Source organism: Streptomyces sp. NPDC086989 (genome assembly GCF_044745505.1).
Classification (GTDB): Bacteria; Actinomycetota; Actinomycetes; order Streptomycetales; family Streptomycetaceae; genus Streptomyces.
This window is the reverse complement of the sequence record NZ_JBIVAL010000013.1, coordinates 256,627-273,752: the sequence shown is the minus strand read 5'-3', so window position 1 is coordinate 273,752 and position 17,126 is coordinate 256,627. Positions and strand designations below refer to the sequence as shown.

Below are 17,126 nucleotides of genomic sequence, written 5' to 3'. Positions count from 1 at the left end.
GCGTCGGGTACTCCTGTGCGCAGGTCAACGCGACGCCCCTCAGGGAAGGCGTCCCACAGCGGGTCACCGGTTCATTCCGTTAGGAGTTCTAAGTCACATGACGGATGGCACCGACGACGGGTGGAACGAGACTGGACGCAGCAGTCGGTCCAGTCCCCCGGAGGTTCCCGTGATCCTCGTTCACCTCGCGCCCGGCCGGTCGCTTCGGCCCGGTTCCGGCCGGAGCCGGCCGCGTCAGGGCGGCCGCCGCGCCCGCGGTCGCGCGGCGACAACCGGCCGTTCCTGAGCCGCGCCGGCCACGCGGACCCCTGAGCCCCCGTCGGCTGCCCTTTCGCGTCGCGGTTCCCTGCGCCCCGCACCGGCGCAGCGGACCCCGCAGGCGGCTCCCACAGCCGGTCCCCGCGGACCCGCTCTTCCCTCTCCGATCCACGGCATCACGGACCGCGCATCCCTCTGCTCCGGCGCGGTCACGCACGGTGCCCGCACGAACGCACCAAGGAGTCACGATGTCCGTCGTGCTGTCCACCCTCCCCCTGCCGGCCACCGAGCGGGCCGATTACTGGCACAGCGTGGTGTCCGACACCTTCATACCGCTCGACGTCTCGCTGCACGAAGCCGAGCCCTCGGCGGGTACGATCGCCAGCGATCGGCTCGGCCCCCTGCAGATCTCCGTCGTCGAAGCGGGCCCGCAGACCGTGACGCGTGACAGACGCCTGATCTCCCGGGGCGGTGCGGAGTACGTCACGGTCACCCTGCAGCACCGGGGTACCGCCAGGCTCACCCAGGACGGACGCCAGGCCCTGGCCGGACCCGGCACCTTCACTTGTTCCGACGCCGGTAAGCCCTACAAGAGGGAGCAGCAGGACGACTTCCGCTTCACCGCCTTCCGGGTGCCGAAGCAGGGGCTCGGGGTGTCGGACGGGGACCTGCGGGCGGTGACGGGGACCGTTTTCGCCGGCGACCGCGGGACGGGCGGGCTGGTGGCCGGGTACCTGACGCGGCTCGCCGAACGGGCCGCGGACTTCGACCCGTACACCGGCCGACAGCTCGCGATGACCGCCACGGACCTGCTGACCGTCCTCGTACGGGAGCGGCAGGGACGGCTGAACCCCCACGCGTCGGAGGCGGCCCGCGGGATGCTGGCACGCGTCAAGGAGTACATCCTGCTGCACCTGGCGGACCCCGGCCTCTGCCCTGAGACGATCGCGTCGGCGCACCACATGTCCGTGCGGTACCTGCACAAACTGTTCCAGGCGGAGGAGGCGACGGTCGGGCGCTGGATCCACCGCGAGCGCCTCGACCGGTGCCGCCGTGAGCTCGCGAGGCCTTCGGGTGCCGCGCCGAACGTGTCGGCGGTCGCACAGCGTTGGGGTTTCGTGAACCCCTCCCACTTCAGCCGGGCCTTCCGCGCCGCGTACGGCATGTCGCCCCGGGAGTGGCAGTCGAGCACCCGGCAGGCTTGAGGGCGGTCACGGAGCCTGCGGTCGCCGTTCGTGCAGCGCCCCGCGGAGTACGCGCGTGGCGAGCATCAGGGCGGCCTGCGCCCCGCAGGTGGCGCGCAGGGCGTTGACCGCGACGAAGTCGTGGAGGGCGCCTTGGACGCGTACGGCCGCGACGGCGACGCCGGCCTCCCGCAGCCTGGCGGCGTAGGCCTCCCCCTCGTCGCGCAGGACGTCGGCCTCCGCGGTGATGACCAGGGCCGGGGGCAGACCGGCGAGTTGGCCGGTGGTGGCCCGCAGGGGTGAGGCGGTGATCTGGGCGCGCTCGACCCGGCTCGTCGTGTACTGGTCCCAGAACCACCGCATGGTGTCGCGGCGCAGGACGTAGCCGGTCGCGAACCGGTGGTAGGACGAGGTGTCGAAGTCGGCGTCGGTCACCGGGCAGAACAGGACCTGCTGGAGCAGCGGTACGTCGCCCCGGTCCTTGGCCAGCAGGGTCAGCGCGGCGCCCAGGTTCCCTCCGGCCGAGTCCCCCACGACGGCCAGGCGGGTGCCGTCCAGGTCCTTGACGGCTCCTTCGGCGACGATCCACCGCGCGACGGCGTAGTTCTGCTCCAAGGCGACCGGGTAGCCGACCTCGGGCGACAGGTCGTACTCGGGGAAGACCACGGCGGCGCCGGCCCCGACGGCCAGTTCGCGGACCAGCCGGTCGTGGGTGGAGGCATTGCCGAGCACCCATCCCGCGCCGTGGATGAAGAGGATCACCGGTAGCGTCCCTTCGGCGCCCGCGGGCCGCACGACGCGGACCCAGACACCTCCGGTGGGGCCGCCGGGCACCGCGAACCACTCCTCGTCGACGGCGGGCAGGGCCGTCCCGGCCGCCGCCTGGAGTTCCTCCAGCGCCTTGCGGCCGTTCGCCAGGCCGCGCGGGTACCCGTGGGGCGGCCGGGCGGCCGCCCAGGCCAGGACGCGGGCCGCGGGTTCGAGCACCGGCTCGGGGCCCGGACAGGGGCTTGCGTCGGGATGGGCGTCGAGGTCGGACTCCGGCGTCACCTCGGGCATCGACAGCTCCTTACAGGTCCGGGGAAAAACGCAGATGCCCGTGCGGACGGGTGCAGTGCGGACGGTCCGGGCCGCCCCCACGGCACGCGTCCGCGCGACGAGGGGGAAAGGATCAGTGGGCGGTGGAGCCCACCGCGTCCCGGATCAACTCGGCGACGCGCTCGGGCCGGGACAGCATGACCAGGTGGGAGGACTCGACCTCGACGGTGGTCATACCGGCCCGCCGGTAGCCGAAACGCTCCACCTCGGGGTTGAGGGTGCGGTCGGCGGTGGCGACCAAGCCCCAGGACGGCTTGGTCCGCCAGGCGGCGACAGGCGCTGCTTCGGCGAACGCCCTTGCCGCCAGCGGGCGTTGGGAGACGGCGAGGATGGCGGCGAGTTCGGGGGCGACGTCCGCCGCGAAGAGGGCCGGGAACTGCTCGGCGTCCACCGAGACGTCGGTACCGGGCTCGGTCGACCCCTCGACGGGGAAGGGGGCGTACACGAGGGCGTCGGCGAGGTCGGAGGCGGGGAAGCGCCCTTGCAGCTCACCGAGGCTCTCGCCCTCCTCCAGCGCGTAACCCGCCAGGTAGACCAGCGCCCGGACGTTGTCCTCCGCGCCGGCGACGGTGATGACGGCGCCTCCGTAGGAGTGGCCCACCAGCACCACCGGGCCGGGGATCCCGCGCACGACGGAGGCGATGTACGCGGCGTCACCGAGAAGGCTGCGGTTGGGTACCGCGGGGGCCAGCACGTTCAGGCCGTGCGCGGTCAGCAGGGGGATGACCCGAGCGTAGCCGGAGGCGTCGGCGAACGCGCCGTGGACCAGGACGACGGTCGGCAGGGAAGCAGGGGACATGGGGGTGCACTCCTCGAAGGACGGGGGCGGGCGGTGAGGGATCGGGGCGCTGGGCCCCGGTCACGACGAGGACGCTACGGGCGCCCGGCCCGGGCGCCTTGCCCGTCGGTGCTCCGCTTCTGGCCTCTGCGTGCCCGGCCCGCAGCGGCCGCCCCGTGGGCGGCCGGGAAACGACGCGTCCCGCCGCCGCGCCGTAGGGCGCGGACAACGGGCGTCGCGGGTAGCGGTGCCGCTCAGAGGCCGAACCGGCCGCGGCGAACCTCGGGCACCAGGTCCGCGTACTGCGGATGCCTGCCGATCCAGCCCCGGATGAAGGGACAGTACGGGAGCACCTCCAGCTTGCGCCTCCGTACGTCGTCCAGGGCGCCCCGGGCGGTGTCGGCGGGGGTGGTGGGTTCAGTCCCGGCCGGGGCGCAGAGCTGCCAACTGCTCTTCGAACGGCACTACTTCGTCCTCATGCCGGGCCTGCGGCGCAGCGCCGGCCGCCAGCCGCGCCAGCTCGGCGGCGGCCCGTTCGACGCGAACGGCGAGTGCGGCCGTCCGCCCGTCACCGGCCGTCCCCCAGTCCTCGGGGGCCGCGAAGACGGCGGTCGGGGCCACGGTGGCCCGCAGATGGGCGAAGAGCGGCCGCAGGGCGTACTCCAGGGCGAGGGAGTGCCGTGCGGTGCCGCCGGTGGCGGCGACGAGTACCGGCTTGCCGGCGAGGGCGTCCCGCTCGACGATGTCGAAGAAGGACTTGAACAGGCCGCTGTAGGAGGCGCTGAAGACGGGTGTGACGGCGATCAGGGCGTCCGCCCGCGTCACGGCTTCGAGTGCCGTGCGCAGTGCGGGCGCGGGGAACCCCGTGACCAGGTGATGGGCGATGTCCACGGCCAGCTCGCGCAGTTCGATCACCTGCACCTCGGCCGGCCCGGCCGACTCGGCCAGGCGGTCGGCGGTGGCCGTCGCGAGCCGGTCGGCGAGCAGTCGCGTGGAGGAGGGCAGGCTCAGCCCGGAGCTGACCACGACCAGCCGCACCGGGCTCACCGCCGCACCTCGGTGGCGCCGGTGGAACCGGCGGACGGGACGGTGGCCCCGACGGCGGACGGGACGGTGGCCCCTGCCCGGGCGGCCGCCCGGGCCTCGTGGGTCGGCCCCTGCGGGACCGTGGCCGGCCGGCCGGCCGCGAACTCCTTGCGCAGCACCGGGACCACCTCCTCCCCCAACAGGTCCAGCTGCTCCAGTACGGTCTTGAGCGGCAGGCCGGCGTGGTCCATGAGGAACAGCTGCCGCTGGTAATCCCCGAAGCTCTCGCGGAACGTGAGCGTCTTCTCGATCACCTGCTGCGGGCTGCCGACCGTCAGCGGTGTCTGCTCGGTGAACTCCTCCAGCGAGGGTCCGTGTCCGTAGACGGGAGCGTTGTCGAAGTAGGGCCGGAACTCGCGCACGGCATCCTGGGAGTTGCGACGTATGTACGCCTGTCCGCCCAAGCCCACGATCGCCTGCTCGGGAGCGCCGTGGCCGTGTTCGGCGAAGCGCCGCCGGTAGAGGCCGACGAGCCTGCGGAAGTGGTCCGTGGGCCAGAAGATGTGGTTGGCGAAGAAGCCGTCACCGTAGTAGGCGGCCTGTTCCGCTATCTCCGGGCTGCGGATCGAGCCGTGCCAGACGAACGGCGGTACGCCGTCCAGTGGGCGCGGGGTGGATGTGAAGCCCTGGAGCGATGTGCGGAAGCGGCCTTCCCAGTCCACCACGTCCTCGCGCCACAACTGGTGCAGCAGCGCGTAGTTCTCGATCGCCAGCGCGATGCCGTCGCGGATGTCGTGCCCGAACCAGGGGTAGACGGGGCCGGTGTTGCCGCGGCCCATCATCAGGTCGACGCGCCCGTCGGCCAGGTGCTGGAGCATCGCGTAGTCTTCGGCGATCTTCACCGGGTCGTTGGTGGTGATCAGGGTGGTGGAGGTGGAGAGGATCAGCCGCTCGGTGCGCGCGGCGATGTGACCGAGCATCGTGGTGGGTGAGGAGGGGACGAACGGCGGGTTGTGGTGTTCTCCCGTCGCGAAGACGTCGAGCCCCACTTCCTCGGCCTTGAGGGCGATGGCCACCATCGCCTTGATCCGCTCGTTTTCGGTGGGTGTCCGCCCGGAGGCCGGATCGGGCGTGACGTCGCCCACCGTGAAAATGCCGAACTGCACAGAGATCACCTTCGTCGGAACAGGGGGTGGGAGGGCTGTGTGCCTCCCGTCACAAAGTGCGCCGCACTCCCGCATGGCGTTCGAGGTTGCGCAGTTGCACCGCCAGGTCGCCCTCGACCGCGGTGTGGGCGGGCCCGCTGCGCCCGATGGGCAGCACCTCCTCGCTGCGCATGTCCTCCAGCATCAAGGCGAAGGCGGCGTACGTCGCGACGAGGGCCACCAGGAGCCCGAGGGCCCCGGAGACCTGCGTGAGCCGTTCGACGCCGGTCAGCCCCGCCAGCCCGGTGGCCAGCCACCGGGGCATCGAGACGACGAGGACGAGCCACAGGGCGCGCTTGGGCCGGGTCACCGCCGCCATCAGGGTCCCGAAGCACAAGAACGCCAGGTTGAACACGCCCAGCACCCGCGGTCCGCCTGCCGCGCCGGTTCCCATGACCAGGGAGTACGCCAGCCAGCTGCCGGCGAACGTGCCCATGAGGGTGGCGGCGATCACGTCCCGCGCCCCGAAGGCGAGGACGCTCACCAGGAGTTGGAGGGCGAACGCGGGCAGCACGCACAGGGCGACGGCCCTGCGGTCCGCGGCTTCGAGGACACCGAGCTGGAGGCACCCCGTCATCACCGAGGCGATCGCCACGGTGAAGAAGCCGAGTGGCATCGGTGACGCGATGGGGCGCAGGTTGATCCGGGTCATCGACCGCAGGTCGGGTTCGAACCGGCGTCCGGCGGGCGGGCCTTCGTCAGGGGGTGTACTCATGTGTCGGTCTTCCTCGGCTGTCGAAGCGGGCTCTCGGGGCAGGGCGTCAGCGGCCCGTCAGGGCGCGAAGCAGGGGTCGGTGAAGGGCTGGGAAGGGGGCGTCCCGGGGCCGGAGCCGCGCGCGGCGCGCCACCGGCGGTGGTCCTCGGATTCGGCGACGGCCTCGGCCATGCGGAGCGCTTGCCGCGCGCCCGGGGACTCGTGGCCGCCGGACTGGTGACGGCCGGACTGATAGCCGCCGAAGCGGGCCACCGGGGACCAGGCCGGGCTGACGGGCGGGACGGTCTCGTCGAGGCCCTCGTACTCCTCGCTCGCGTAGACGATCCGGCCGCCGACGACGGTGAGCACGGACTCGATGTCCGGGATCGCGGATTCCGGCACGGTGAAGAAGTCGTGTGTGAGGATCGCGAGGTCGCCGTAGCAGCCCTCCCGCAGGGCGCCCTTGACGTCCTGTTCGCCGGTGAGCTCCGCGCCGCCCCGGGTGTAGAGGCCGAGGGCGGTCTCCCGGTCGATCAGGTTCGCGGCCGGGCAGAGGGCGGTGCCGCCGACGGTGCGGCCGGTCACCAGCCAGTGCAGCGAGACCCACGGGTTGTAGGACGACACCCGGGTGGCGTCCGTTCCGGCGGCCACGGTCAGCCCCCGGTCGAGCATGGCCCGTACCGGCGGGGTGTGGGAGGTGGCCTCGGCGCCGTAGCGGTCGAGGAAGGCCGCTCCCTGGAAGGACATCCTGTTCTGCACCGACAGCGCTCCGCCGAGGGCCGCGATGCGGTCGAGGCTGTCGGCCGAGACGGTCTCGGCGTGGTCGAAGAGCCAGCGGTTGGCGCCCGGGAAGAGCCCTTCGGCGGCGAGCTTCTCGAACACGGCCAGATCCCGGCGGATCGTCTCGTCGTAGGTGGCGTGGAGCCGGAACCCCCAGCCGTTCTCCATCAGCAGCCGGACCGCCTGCTCGAACTCCGTCTCGAAGTCCGCGGCGAGCTCGGGCCGCGGCTGCGAGAAGTTCTCGAAGTCGGCCGCGGCCCAGGTCAGGTTCTCGCCCGCGCCGTTGAGGCGGAGCCACTCGTCGCCGTCCCGCGGTTCCACCGTCTCGATCCAGCGCTTGAGGTCGGCCAGCTCCTGTCCGGCCGTCTGCGGGAACAGGTGGTAGGCGATGCGCAGTGACAGCTCCCCCGAGCGGGCCAGATCGACGACGGTGGCGTAGTCGTCGGGGAAGTTCTGGAAGCCGCCGGCGGCGTCGACCGCCGAGGTCAGTCCGAAGCGGTTGAGTTCGCGCAGGAAGTGGCGGGTGGAGGTGCGCTTGTCCGCGACGCCGAGCGTCGGGGCCTTGGCCAGGGTCGAGTACAGGATCAGGGCCCCGGGAGCCGCCAGGAGCACCCCGTTGGGCTCGCCGTCCCGCCCCCGGACGATCTGGCCGCCCCGCGGGTCGGCCGTCTCGCGGGTGAACCCGGCGGCCCGCACGGCGGCCCGGTTCATCAGCGCCGACTGGTAGAGGTGCAGGACGAACACCGGGGTGTCGGGCGCGGCCGCGTTCAGTTCCGCCACCGTCGGCATGCGGCGTTCGGCGAACTGCTCCGCGGTCCAGCCGCCGACGACGCGGATCCACTGGCCCCTCGGTGTGCGGCCCGCCTGCTCGCGCAGCATGGCCAGCGCTTGGCGCAGGCTCCGTACGCCGTCCCAGCGCAGCTCCAGTACGTAGTTCAGGCCACCGCGGATGACGTGCAGGTGGGAGTCGTTGAGCCCGGGGACGACCCGGCGGCCGAGCGCGTCCACGATCCTGGTCGCGGGCCCGACGAGGGCGGCGAGGTCGCGGTCGTCCCCGAGGGCGACGACCCGGCCGTCGCGGATGGCGACACCGCGGGCCGCGGGACGGGCCGGGTCGCCGGTGTACACCTTGGCGTTGCGGACGACGAGGTCGGCGGAGGGCTGCTGCGGGTCCTGGGCGGGCCGGACGCCCGCCACGGGCATGGCCGTCGTACCGGGCCCGTCCTTCGTACCGGGCGAGGGCGTCGTAAGGCTCACGCCAGGGCCTTGCGCAGGGTGTCGGCGGCCAGACCGATGGCCAGGGACGCGGCCTGCGTGTCGCGGAGCGCGTTCAGCATGACGAAGTCGTGGATGGTGCCCTGGACGCGCAGCGCGGCGACGGGGACGCCGGCGGCGCGGAGCTTGGCGGCGTACGCCTCGCCCTCGTCGCGCAGGACGTCGGCCTCGGCGGTGATGACGAGCGCGGGGGGCAGGCCGGTGAGCTGGTCGAGGGAGGCCCGCAGCGGGGAGGCGGTGATCTGTGCGCGCTCGGCCTCGTCGGTCGTGTACTGGTCCCAGAACCACCGCATGGCTTCGCGGCGCAGGAAGTAGCCAGTGGCGAACCGGTGGTAGGAGTCGGTGTCGAAGGCCGCGTCGGTGACGGGGTAGAAGAGGACCTGGTGGACGAACGCCACGTCGCCGCGCTGCTTGGCCATGAGGGTGAGGGCGGCGCTCATGTTGCCGCCGACCGAGTCGCCCGCGATGGCGACGCGGGAGCCGTCGAGGTCCCTGTGGCGGCCCTCGCGGGCGATCCACTGGGCGACCGTGTAGTTCTGCTCGATGGCGACGGGGTAGCGGGCCTCGGGCGACAGGTCGTACTCCGGGAAGACCACCGCCGCGCCGGCGCCCACGGCGAGTTCCCGCACCAGACGGTCGTGGGTGTGTGCGTTGCCGAAGACCCAGCCCGCGCCATGGAGGTAGAGGACGACGGGAAGGGGGCCGGTGAGGCCGCGCGGGCGGACGATCCGGGCGCGTACCGCCCCGGTCGGGCCGCCCTGGACGGTGATCCACTCCTCGTCGACGGGGAGCAGGGGGACGCCCTCGCCGTTCTGGACGTCGTCCACGGCCTTGCGGCCGTCGACGACGGGGATCTGGTACAGGTACGGGGGCTGGGCGGTGGCATCGGCGAATGCCTGGGCCGCGGCGTCGAGTACGGGCGGGTGCTGGTCGGACATGGTTCGGCTCTCCTTCACGAGAGGGGCGGAGGTGCGGTTGTGCCCAGGAGGGGCACCCAGGAGGGCACCCAGGCGGGGCACCCAGGAGGGGCGGGTCCGGCGGTCTGCCGTACGGGAGGCGCGGGTCGTGCGGGATGCGCGGGTCGTGCCCCGTCCTGGGTGCCCGGGTACGCGCCTGCTCAGGCGAGGAAGGCGAGCAGGGCGGCGTTGACCTCGGCGGCGTGGGTCAGCAGGAGCCCGTGCGGGCCGCCGGGCACGGTGACGAGTTCGGCGCCGGTGATGCTCTTCGCCAGCGGGATCGCGGTCGCCTCGATGGGCAGCGTGCGGTCGGCGTCGCCGTGGATGATCAGGGTGGGGACGTCGATGCGCGGAAGGTCCGCGCGGAAGTCGGTGAGCCAGGCCTGGACGCAGTCGAGGGTGCCCTTGGCGGAGGCGCCGACGGCGACGTTCCAGGAGGCCTGGACCGCCTGTTCGCTGATCCGCTCGCCGCCCAGGACGTCGACGTTGTAGAAGTCGGCGAGGAAGGCGCTCATGAACGCGAACCGGTCGGCGGTGATGGCGTCCTCGATGCCCTTGAAGACGCCCGCGTCCACGCCGGCGGGGTTGTCGTCCGTCTTGAGCAGGAAGGGCGGGACCACGCCGATCATGACGGCCTTGGTGACGCGGTCGCTGCCGTACGTGCCGAGGTATCGGGTCACCTCGCCGGTCCCCATGGAGAACCCGACGAGGACGGTGTCGCGCAGGTCGAGGGTGGTGAGCACCTCGTTGAGGTCCGAGGCGAAGGTGTCGTAGTCGTACCCGTCGGCGGGCTGGTCGGAGCGGCCGAAGCCGCGTCGGTCGTAGGTGATGACGCGGTGGCCGGCGGCGAGGAGGGCGGCGGTCTGCTTCTCCCAGGAGGCGCCGTTCAGCGGCCAGCCATGGATGAGGACGACGGGCTGTCCGGTGCCGTGGTCCTCGTAGTAGAGCTCGACGGGGGCGGAGTTGCCTTCGGCGACCTTGATGAACGGCATGGTGGAGTGCTCCTTCGGTGGGTGGGTGTGAGGGGTGGGCGGGTATTGCGGGTGAGGGGTGCGGTCGGCGCCGGCGCCCCGTGTCAGGCGCGCACCAGCGGGGTGTCGACGAGGTGTTCGGCCAGGAACCACACCTGCGCCTCACCGGTGCGGACGACCTGGGAGATGAGCAGGTCGTTGCTGCCCTCGTCCCCCTCCGCGGACAGCCGGGCGGCGGCGTCCCGCGCGTCGATCAGGATGCGCTCGTGCGCGTCCAGGAGCCGCGACAGCATGACGGGGACCTTCTCCACCCCGTTCGGCGGGCGGGGTACCGATGTCAGCTCGGCGACGTGGCGCGGGTCCGCGACGGCGACACCGCCGAGGCTCTGGACGCGCTCGGCCAGGGTGTCCACGAGCGCCAGTTGCTCCTGCGCGTGCTTGTCCAGCATCAGGTGGAGGGAGTAGAAGGTCGCGCCGCGCACGAGCCAGTGGTGCTTCTTGTAGAGCGAGTACAGGATCTGCGTGTCGGCGAGCACCTGGTTCAGCCGCTGGCAGGCGTACATGCGGGTGTCGTGGCCGAGGCCGAGGGGGAGCTGCTTGAGCGTGCCGAACGCCTGGATCTCCTCCCCCGTCTGGTGCAGCAGGGGCTGACCGCCGCCGCGCGGGGGTGCGGTGGTGGGTGCGGGTTTCATCGGGGGCTCCTGTAAGTGGGTGTGGGTGGGCCCGGCCGTGCGGCAAAGGGGGTGTACGCGGACGGCCGGACCCGGTTCGGGGGTCCTGCGCTCAGCCGGTTCGTGCCGCACGGTGCAGGACGAGGCGGGTGAGCAGCCCGCTGCCGACGCCCGCCGCGAGGACGAGCGCCGTCCACCACAGCGGGTACGGCGCCAGACCCAGCTCCGCGTCGAGGGACCAGGCGCCGGGGCCGGTGGCGGCGAGGGCGGCGGCGCTGACGATCAGGACCAGGGGGTACTCGTAGCCGTCGTTCTGGACCCAGAGGCCGTTGTGCCACTTCACGGTGAGGGCGACGGTCATGACCCCGATGGCGCCGGTCGCGGCGAGCGGTGTGAGCAGCCCGGCGGCGAGCAGCAATCCCGATCCGATCTGGCCACCGCCGGCCGCGAGGGCGGTGAGGGCACCGCCGCGGAAGCCGTCGGCGCGGAACTCGGCGGAGCCGCCGTCGAGTCCCCTCCCGCCGAGGTGCGAGCTGACCTTCTGCACGCCGTGGCCGGCGATGAGCAGGCCCACCAGCAGGCGCAGGACGAGGATGCCGGTGTCCAAGGAGGTCAGCCGGCCGCGTGCGCGCCGATGACGGCCTGCGCGTACACGACGCCCAGGCCGTAGGCGCCGGCGTGGGCCTTGACGATCTCCATCACGGCCCCGTACGTCTCCTGGCGGGCCCAGTCGCGCTGGAGTTCGAGCAGCACCTGGACCCAGGTGACCGGTACGGCGCCGGCGGCCAGCATGCGCTGGAGGGCGTGCTCGTGCGCGGCGGGGCTGACACCACCGGAGGCGTCGGAGACGACGTAGACCTCGTAGCCCTGTCCCAGGGCGGACAGCGCGGGGAGCACCAGGCAGACTTCGGTCCACAGACCCGACAGGATGATCTTCTTGCGGCCGGTCGCCTTGACCGCCTCCACGACCGCCTCGTCCTCCCAGGCGTTCATCGTCGTACGGTCCAGCACCTCGTGCTTCGGGAACACGTCGGCGAGCTGCGGCAACAGGGGTCCGGAGAAGGACTCCGCGGCGACCGTGGTGAGGACGACCGGCACGTCGAACGCGCGGGCCGCCTTGGCGAGGCCGACCGTGCTGTTGATGATCGCGGCGCGGTCGCCGCTGCCGGTGCCGAAGAACATCTGCGGCTGGTGGTCCACGAACAGCATCACGGCGTTGTCGGGCGTGAGCAGGTCCTCGCTCGGGGCAGCGTGCACCGTGCTGGTGTCGAACATTTAGGGGGTGTCCTCTCGGAACGGTCGGAAGTGAGCGCCGCCTGCCGCTTCCCGCGCGGCTCGGCACTCCTCGAACCTATGACCGTCCCGCCGGCCGACTTTTCCGCCCGCGCACCGTGGTTGGCACGACGACGCACGCTTCCCGGCCACCGGCGTTTCGCCTTTCCGCCGGACGCGGAGCTCCAGGTCAGAACAGCCGTGTGGGGTCCTGCCTTCGGGAAGGCAGGACCCCACACGCCGATGCTCTCCAGGAATCCACCGCGGCCGGTGGGGATGCCTGGCGTACGGGCTCCGGGCAGTACAGCTGGCTGCGTCGTAAGCAGCTGCCCCCGCTGGTGGTCAGGCGTGCTTGTCCGCGGGGTGGTGAGTGGGCTGGACCGACCAGGCCGGCGGTTCGTCGTTGCCCGAGTCCTCGTCGCTTTCCGCGTCGGCGGCGGTTGCCTGGATCTTGCCCGGGGCGTGGTGGACCGGGGCGTAGACGGCGTAGAGCTGCATGGGCTCGTCGCCGGTGTTGGTGATGTTGTGCCAGGTGCCGGCGGGTACGAAGACCGCCCAGCCGTCCTCGACCTCCTGGTCGAAGTCGAGGCGGTCCTTCGCGCTGCCCATCTGAACGCGGCCGCGACCCGCGTCGAGGCGCAGGAACTGGTCGGTCTCCGGGTGTGCCTCCAGGCCGATGTCCTCGCCCACCGGGATCGACATCAGGGTCAGCTGGAGGTACTTCCCGGACCAGGCCACCGAGCGGTAGTTGGTGTTCTGGAGCGTCGCCTGCTCCAGGTCGAAACTCTGAGGTTCGGGCCCGATGTCCTTGATGGTCATGCTTCTCTCCCGGTCGACGGAGGTGGTACGCGTTCGGGCGCAGGTCTTGCGCCGGGCCAACCCTTTCAGACTGACCGCGGTCTTATGGGGCGACGCCAGTGACACCCGTGCCGGGCGGTCACGGGCGCCAGGACGCGGCGGGCAGCCGCGCCCCAGCCGCGCAGCCGGGCGAGGGCCGGGCGGGAGTCGACGGTACGGGCGGCCTGGTCCAGCCCGGCCACCACCTCGTGGAGCACGCGCGGCAGCTCGGCATCGAAGCGGAACGGGAGTCGGTCGACGTTGACGACGTCGGTGTCGCACCGGGTGAACCGCTCCGTGACCGCGGTCGAACCCGGCTTCTTCCCACCGGCTGCTGGGCCGTTTGGTCCATGAGGGTCAAGTACTGCTCGTACGGCGACCACCCGGAGCAGGTCCTGCCGCCGCGCGACGGGGTGGTCCTCACCCCCCTGGTCACCGAACCCGTCTTCGCCCTGCTGCCCGCGACCCACCCACTGGCCGGCGAGGAGGCCGTGTCCCTGACCGAACTCGCCGACCACGACTGGGCGATGCCCCGGCCCGACGGCGACCGCACCCGCGAGTACTGGTCCTCGGTGTCCGCGCTGGCCGGCCGTCGGCCCTCCGCTACCGCACGAGGCCGAGGGACGCCAGCTGATCGAACTGGTCCGGGCGGGCCTGGCCGTCAGCCTCTGCCAGGCCACCTTCGCGGAAGCCCCCGGCGTCACCGTCCGCCCCCTCGCGGGCGCTGTGCACGGAGGGGGCCCGGCCCTCTTGGGGCCGGGTCAGCGGAGGGCCGCCGTCTGCCGGCGGCGCACATACACCACCGCACCGCCGATCGCCGCCAGCGCTGCGGCCGCGGCGGCGGAGATCGGCTGCCAGGACGCCTCGTCCGCCGGTGCACCGGACGCGGCGGCAGCCTGTTCCGGCTGGTCCTCCACGAGGCCGGCGTACCCGCCGGCCAGGCCCTTGCGGTCGTACTCCGAGCCGGGCATCTTGTCGCCGTAGCGGCTGGTGACCAGCTTCTGGTAGGCGGCGAGGGTAACGCCGCGCTTGCCGCCGAGGCCGGTGGTCGCTTCCTCGTTGAGCGGCTCGACCATGCCGTCGGCCGTGAGCCGGTACCAGGCGTGGATCTGCGGCTCGGTGAAGGTACGGGCCTGTGCGGTGCCGCGCTCGGCGAAGCCGACCTCGGCGTCCCCGTCCCGGATGCCGGCCAGCTGCCAGCCCTCGGCACCGACGTTCCGCGGGCCGCTTCCCGTCGTGGCGGCATCCCCCTTGGGTGCGAGCAGCACGGCGGCGTTCTTGCCGTCGGAGGCGGTCACCCGGGAGGCCAGGTAGGAGAGCCGGATCGCGGTCTGCGGGTCCGCCTGGGTCTTACCGGTCACGAACTCGGGGCTGATCTCGAACATCGGCACCGGGTCCTTGAGGTCGAACCGGGGCGGCGCGGCGACCGCGGCGGGTGCGTTGCCGGGGGTGCCGACGGTGCCGCCGTCCGCGCCGGGGCGCGTGCCCTGCTGCCGCGCCGAAACCAGGAAGCGGGAGACGGTGTCACGGAGTTGGTCGCTCCGTACGGCCTGCTGGGCGGACGGGTAGCCCGCGATGCCGTCGCCGTCCGCAGCCTGCGCAGAAACGATTCCGCTCAGGGCGGCGGCGAGCGCGGTCGCGGCGAGGACGGCGGCCCGGACTGCCGTGCGCTTGGTGTGTCGCGTGGTCTGCATGGTCGGTCTTCTCCTCAGCCCTGGATCCCGATGCGGGAGTGGGTCCACTGGAACGAGTTGTTGTTCACGTAAGTGGCGTGGCTCCACCAGGTGTAGGTCTGGGTGGTCTGCCACGGGTCCCCGACCGCGACCATGTTGGTGGCGCTGTCGTAGCCGTAGATGACGTTCATGTGACCACCGCCGGTGCGCCAGCCGATCCGGACGGCGAACGGCCGGCCTGCGGCTATCTCAGCGACCGACTCGCTGAACGAGGCGTTGCGGTACAGGCTGCGTCCGCTGTTGCTCAGCCCCAGCCTGGCCAGGCCGTTGGCCATGTCTTCCAGCGTCGCGGGCTGGTTGTTGCAGTCCACCCAGGAGCCCTGGGCGGCGAGCTGGCAGAACTGCTCCTGGCTGACGGAGCGGCCCCAGTGTTTGGCGATGGTCACGCCGGAGGCGTCCCAGCACCACTGGGTCCTGACCTGCTTCTGCATGTCGATCTTGAGCGTCTTCACGGTCGTGGGGGGAGGCGTGGGGGTGGGTTTCGGGTTCGGGCTCGAACCGCAGACCGGCAGGGCCGTGGTGTTCTCTCTGATGAAGGCGTCAGCGATGTAGTACGAGCCGGTGTAGATCCACCGCGGGTTGTTCTCCACGGTGTCGCCGGTGGTCCGGCAGGACATCTGGATCCTGTCGCCCACCTTCGAGGAGCCGTTCACCTGGGCCGAGAGGGACGGCTTGGCCCGGTGGTTGACGGTGTTGTAGTTGCCCTGCCCGCCGATGACCGTGCCACTGACCACATCGGCTTGGGCCAGCGCACCGAAGCCGAACAGCAGACCGCCGGAAAGTGCGGCGGTGACCGAGGCTGTCAGCGCCTTCTTGCGGCGGGACGCGCGACGTTTGTGCATCATGCTCCTTGATCTGGAATTGCGGGAACTTGCTTGCCCGGCAGCCGGATCGTCCGGTCTGCGCGACAGACGCCGAAGGGCGCCCGGCGCGGCGGCGGCACGGGCAGGTGATGGTCGGTCAGCCCACGGCACCGAAGGGAACGGCGCAGGAAAATCACGGCCGCTACGCCTCGTCGTGGCGCTCCCTGGTGCGGTGAGGATGCGAGGCTGCCACCGCAGTGGTGCGGGGGAGGTGTGGTGCGGTGAGGGATCGGCGGACGGCCGCAGGGGGAAGGTGGCCCGCGCCGGCGATTGGTCAGACGGTCGAAGGCCGGCCGGCCTTCCGGACGGTCCGGACCTGCGTTGCGCGCCGGTCGGCGCGCTGGAGGTCGAGCAGCCATGCGCCGTAGTGGTGGCGGTCGCTCACGTGGCCGGCGTACAGTCCGCGGCCGCCACGTGGCGGATGTGTCGGACGCCGCCTGTCTCCTGGGCGCTCGCCGCGTGGTTGAGGTCGGCGTCGGCCGCCCCCTTGCGGAACGACGCGAGGTACCCGGAGTGCCGATCGCGATCGCTTCGCCGGCCTCCGGGGGGCCGGATCGCAAGCCGCGGCCTTCGTCCTGGGGGCGGGGGCGACGCCGGCCTTGATGTCGACGCCCTTCTGCGGGGCGTCGAGGCCGTCGTGGACCTTGCCGCGCCTCGTGTCCTTGGCGGGCGCGTCCCGCGATGGGCGCAGGCTCCGCGTCACGGGCCGGAGGGGCGGTCCCTGCCTGGGCGTTGCCGACCAGCCCGAAGTAGGCGTTGCCCCCGCTGACACCGCGGCCGAAGCCATGGCGGCGGTGAGGAGTACCAACCGGCGGCAGGCCGTCATGCGCACCTCAAATTCGGACGGAGGAGTGGGTGGACGGGAGTGGGTGGACGGAAGCCTGCCAGACGAGCACGGTGGAAAATTCGGACAAACGGGAATGGACTTCGAGATATCTGACCGTTACCATGGCGACTGAATCTGATGATCTATCAAATAGCTTTAAAATAAGGCGAATTACCCGTGTAGACATGGAGAGGTCCAGGCCATTTCGGCGATGTCGTTATCGAATCGAGATAACCAGGCAGGACTTGCTGACGGAAATTCAGTCAGCGATTCATCTAATTACTACCCGCCGAATTCCCCCTGCTACGAGCGGTAAGGAATCCCTCGCTCCGCCCCGAGGACGACAACGCGGCGATGCGAAGGGCTGTGAAGCGCAACGGGTCCAGCCGCCGGCAGGTCGCGCGGACCGGGGCCGAACTGACCTCCTGTGCGCGCACCTTCGTCTCGTATCCCCTCGCTCTCACGCCCTCCCCGGCACGGGTGACCGGCGGCGGCCGGGCCGCGTGTCACGGCCCCGGAGTCCTGGCCCGGGCTCGGGACCGGGTGGGCCCGCACGTCCAGGTGCGTTCCGCGGCGCTCGGGGCGCGGGGGGGGGTCTCCTGGGACGGCCCGCCCACCGGGACGGCGTGTGGCGGTGGGGCACACAAGGCGGCGTCTGATTGTGATGGCCTGCCACATATGCGGCTGACCTGCGGACTT

At 71.9% G+C, this 17,126-nt stretch carries 17 protein-coding genes; 2 read left to right on the top strand and 15 right to left on the bottom strand.

What is annotated here, in order from left to right:
• The first annotated feature begins 506 nt into the window (after positions 1–506).
• Positions 507–1,463 carry a helix-turn-helix domain-containing protein gene (locus ACIPK4_RS29505; protein ID WP_402318026.1) on the top strand — a complete coding sequence of 319 codons (957 nt, stop codon included), beginning with the start codon at positions 507–509 and terminating at the stop codon, positions 1,461–1,463.
• A 6-nt stretch (positions 1,464–1,469) separates the two neighbouring features.
• Here the strand turns inward: ACIPK4_RS29505 and ACIPK4_RS29500 are convergent, their stop codons facing one another.
• The 14 genes from ACIPK4_RS29500 to ACIPK4_RS29435 form a co-directional block, all read right to left on the bottom strand.
• A complete protein-coding gene (locus ACIPK4_RS29500; RefSeq protein ID WP_402318023.1) occupies positions 1,470–2,501 on the bottom strand; it encodes an alpha/beta hydrolase in 1,032 nt (343 codons plus the stop codon).
• A 112-nt stretch (positions 2,502–2,613) separates the two neighbouring features.
• The gene (locus ACIPK4_RS29495) at positions 2,614–3,339 is read right to left on the bottom strand and encodes an alpha/beta fold hydrolase (protein ID WP_402318020.1); all 726 of its coding nucleotides are present in this window, start codon (positions 3,337–3,339) and stop codon (positions 2,614–2,616) included.
• A gap of 233 nt (positions 3,340–3,572) precedes the next feature.
• On the bottom strand, positions 3,573–3,701 hold the full coding sequence (locus ACIPK4_RS29490) for an N-acetyltransferase (RefSeq protein ID WP_402318073.1): 129 nt from the start codon (positions 3,699–3,701) through the stop codon (positions 3,573–3,575).
• Positions 3,702–3,735: 34 nt separating this feature from the next.
• Positions 3,736–4,365, bottom strand: a complete 630-nt coding sequence (locus ACIPK4_RS29485; protein ID WP_402318017.1) for a CE1759 family FMN reductase — start codon at positions 4,363–4,365, stop codon at positions 3,736–3,738.
• Positions 4,362–5,510 carry an LLM class flavin-dependent oxidoreductase gene (locus tag ACIPK4_RS29480; RefSeq protein ID WP_402318014.1) on the bottom strand — a complete coding sequence of 383 codons (1,149 nt, stop codon included), beginning with the start codon at positions 5,508–5,510 and terminating at the stop codon, positions 4,362–4,364. Before ACIPK4_RS29480 ends, ACIPK4_RS29485 begins: the two co-directional genes overlap by 4 nt.
• A 49-nt stretch (positions 5,511–5,559) precedes the next feature.
• Positions 5,560–6,264 (bottom strand): GPR1/FUN34/YaaH family transporter, encoded by a 705-nt coding sequence (locus tag ACIPK4_RS29475; protein WP_402318012.1) that lies wholly within the window; start codon positions 6,262–6,264, stop codon positions 5,560–5,562.
• 57 nt (positions 6,265–6,321) lie between these two features.
• Positions 6,322–8,226: an amidohydrolase gene (locus ACIPK4_RS29470; RefSeq protein WP_402318070.1), complete on the bottom strand. Its 1,905-nt coding sequence runs from the start codon at positions 8,224–8,226 to the stop codon at positions 6,322–6,324.
• A 50-nt stretch (positions 8,227–8,276) separates the two neighbouring features.
• Positions 8,277–9,236 (bottom strand): alpha/beta hydrolase, encoded by a 960-nt coding sequence (locus ACIPK4_RS29465; RefSeq protein WP_402318009.1) that lies wholly within the window; start codon positions 9,234–9,236, stop codon positions 8,277–8,279.
• Between the two features lie 179 nt (positions 9,237–9,415).
• Positions 9,416–10,246 (bottom strand): alpha/beta fold hydrolase, encoded by an 831-nt coding sequence (locus ACIPK4_RS29460; RefSeq protein ID WP_402318006.1) that lies wholly within the window; start codon positions 10,244–10,246, stop codon positions 9,416–9,418.
• 83 nt (positions 10,247–10,329) lie between these two features.
• Positions 10,330–10,917 carry a Dps family protein gene (locus ACIPK4_RS29455; RefSeq protein WP_402318004.1) on the bottom strand — a complete coding sequence of 196 codons (588 nt, stop codon included), beginning with the start codon at positions 10,915–10,917 and terminating at the stop codon, positions 10,330–10,332.
• Positions 10,918–11,008: 91 nt separating this feature from the next.
• On the bottom strand, positions 11,009–11,503 hold the full coding sequence (locus ACIPK4_RS29450; RefSeq protein WP_402318001.1) for a DoxX family protein: 495 nt from the start codon (positions 11,501–11,503) through the stop codon (positions 11,009–11,011).
• 5 nt (positions 11,504–11,508) lie between these two features.
• On the bottom strand, positions 11,509–12,171 hold the full coding sequence (locus ACIPK4_RS29445) for a hydrolase (RefSeq protein WP_402317999.1): 663 nt from the start codon (positions 12,169–12,171) through the stop codon (positions 11,509–11,511).
• A gap of 339 nt (positions 12,172–12,510) precedes the next feature.
• Positions 12,511–12,987, bottom strand: a complete 477-nt coding sequence (locus ACIPK4_RS29440) for a cupin domain-containing protein (protein WP_402317996.1) — start codon at positions 12,985–12,987, stop codon at positions 12,511–12,513.
• Between the two features lie 65 nt (positions 12,988–13,052).
• A complete protein-coding gene (locus ACIPK4_RS29435) occupies positions 13,053–13,523 on the bottom strand; it encodes a hypothetical protein (protein ID WP_402317993.1) in 471 nt (156 codons plus the stop codon).
• Here ACIPK4_RS29435 and ACIPK4_RS29430 point away from each other — a divergent pair.
• Positions 13,419–14,771 (top strand): LysR substrate-binding domain-containing protein, encoded by a 1,353-nt coding sequence (locus tag ACIPK4_RS29430; RefSeq protein WP_402318068.1) that lies wholly within the window; start codon positions 13,419–13,421, stop codon positions 14,769–14,771. The genes ACIPK4_RS29435 and ACIPK4_RS29430 overlap by 105 nt on opposite strands.
• Here the strand turns inward: ACIPK4_RS29430 and ACIPK4_RS29425 are convergent.
• Positions 14,714–15,583, bottom strand: coding sequence for a papain-like cysteine protease family protein (locus tag ACIPK4_RS29425; RefSeq protein ID WP_402317990.1), 870 nt, complete (start codon positions 15,581–15,583; stop codon positions 14,714–14,716). The two genes, ACIPK4_RS29430 and ACIPK4_RS29425, sit on opposite strands and share 58 nt — an antisense overlap.
• Between the last annotated feature and the right edge of the window lie 1,543 nt (positions 15,584–17,126).